1 protein-coding gene and 1 pseudogene are annotated in these 1245 nt (G+C 62.9%); one reads left to right on the forward strand and one right to left on the reverse strand.

All coding sequences use genetic code 11. From position 1 onward, the window contains the following. A partial coding sequence (locus H7K45_RS31145) for an ISAs1 family transposase (RefSeq protein ID WP_264000090.1) occupies positions 1-1124 on the forward strand: 1124 nt, incomplete at its 5' end. Positions 1125-1143: 19 nt separating this feature from the next. Here the strand turns inward: H7K45_RS31145 and H7K45_RS31150 are convergent. Beyond that, a pseudogene (locus H7K45_RS31150) lies at positions 1144-1245 on the reverse strand (CoA transferase); the annotation flags it as partial.

Here is a 1245-nt window from a genome sequence, read left to right on the forward strand (position 1 = left end):
TCATCGGATCGGAGTTTCTCGATGTGTTGGCCTCGGTGCCAGACCCGAGGGNCCCACGCGGTCGGAGGTATTCGCTGATGGCTTTGTTGGCGATCGCGGTTCTGGCCACTGCCGCGGGGATGCGCGGCTATGCTGGTTTTGCCACATGGGCGGCCACCGCTCCCGATGATGTGTTGGCCCAATTAGGGGTCCGGTTCCGGCGGCCCAGTGAGAAGACCTTCCGCGCTGTTTTGTCTCGGCTAGACCCCGCCGACCTCAACGCCAGGATGGGCAGTTACTTCACTGCACACGTGGCCAGCNGCGACCCCAGTGGATTGGTGCCGATCGCGTTGGACGGCAAGATGCTGCGTGGTGCTTTACGCGCCAAAGCGACAGCCACGCATCTCGTGTCGGTGTTCGCCCACCGTGCCCGATTGGTGCTCGGTCAACTCGCTGTCGCCGAGAAAAGCAATGAAATTCCCTGCGTACGTGCCCTGCTCACGCTGCTGCCGGGTAGCTTGCGGTGGCTGGTCACCGTGGATGCGATGCATACCCAGGTCGTCACCGCGAAGTTGATCTGCGCCACCTTGAAGTCGCACTACCTGATGATCGTCAAGTCCAACCAAGCCAAAATANTTGCGCGTATCACCGCGCTGCCCTGGGCCGAGGTGCCCNCAGCCGCTACCGACGACTCCCGCGGCCACGGCCGTGTCGAGACCCGCACCCNGCAAATCATCNCCGCTGCACGAGGAATCGGCTTCCCCTACGCAAAACAAATCATCCGGATCACTCGTGAACGCTTGATCACCGCCACCGACCAGCGCAGCGTGGAGGTGGTCTATGCCATCTGCAGCCTGCCGTTCGAGCACGCCCGCCCTACCGCGATCATGACCTGGATGCGTCAACACTGGGGAATCGAGAACAGCCTGCACTGGATACGCGACGTCACCTTCGACGAAGACCGTCAAAGGGCACATACCGGAAACGGCGCACAGGTCCTAGCAACGCTACGCAACACCGCGATCAATCTGCACCGCCTCAACGGCGCCGACAACATCGCCGAAGCCTGCCGGATCACCGCTTTGACCGCCAACCGCCGCCTAGACCTCCTCAATCCACAATTCCCCAGCTCACAAGCCTGCTAATCAACAACGCCGGAGCCCTGACGGTGTAGGCCCCCTGGCGATACAGCGATGTGCTCACCAACTGGCCCGTCCCGGTCCGCTCCCGCGCCAGCAGCGCGGCACAGACGGCGGCGGCCAAGGT

The sequence above is a fragment of the Mycobacterium yunnanensis genome (assembly GCF_025823185.1).
GTDB classification, from domain to species: Bacteria; Actinomycetota; Actinomycetes; order Mycobacteriales; family Mycobacteriaceae; genus Mycobacterium; species Mycobacterium yunnanensis.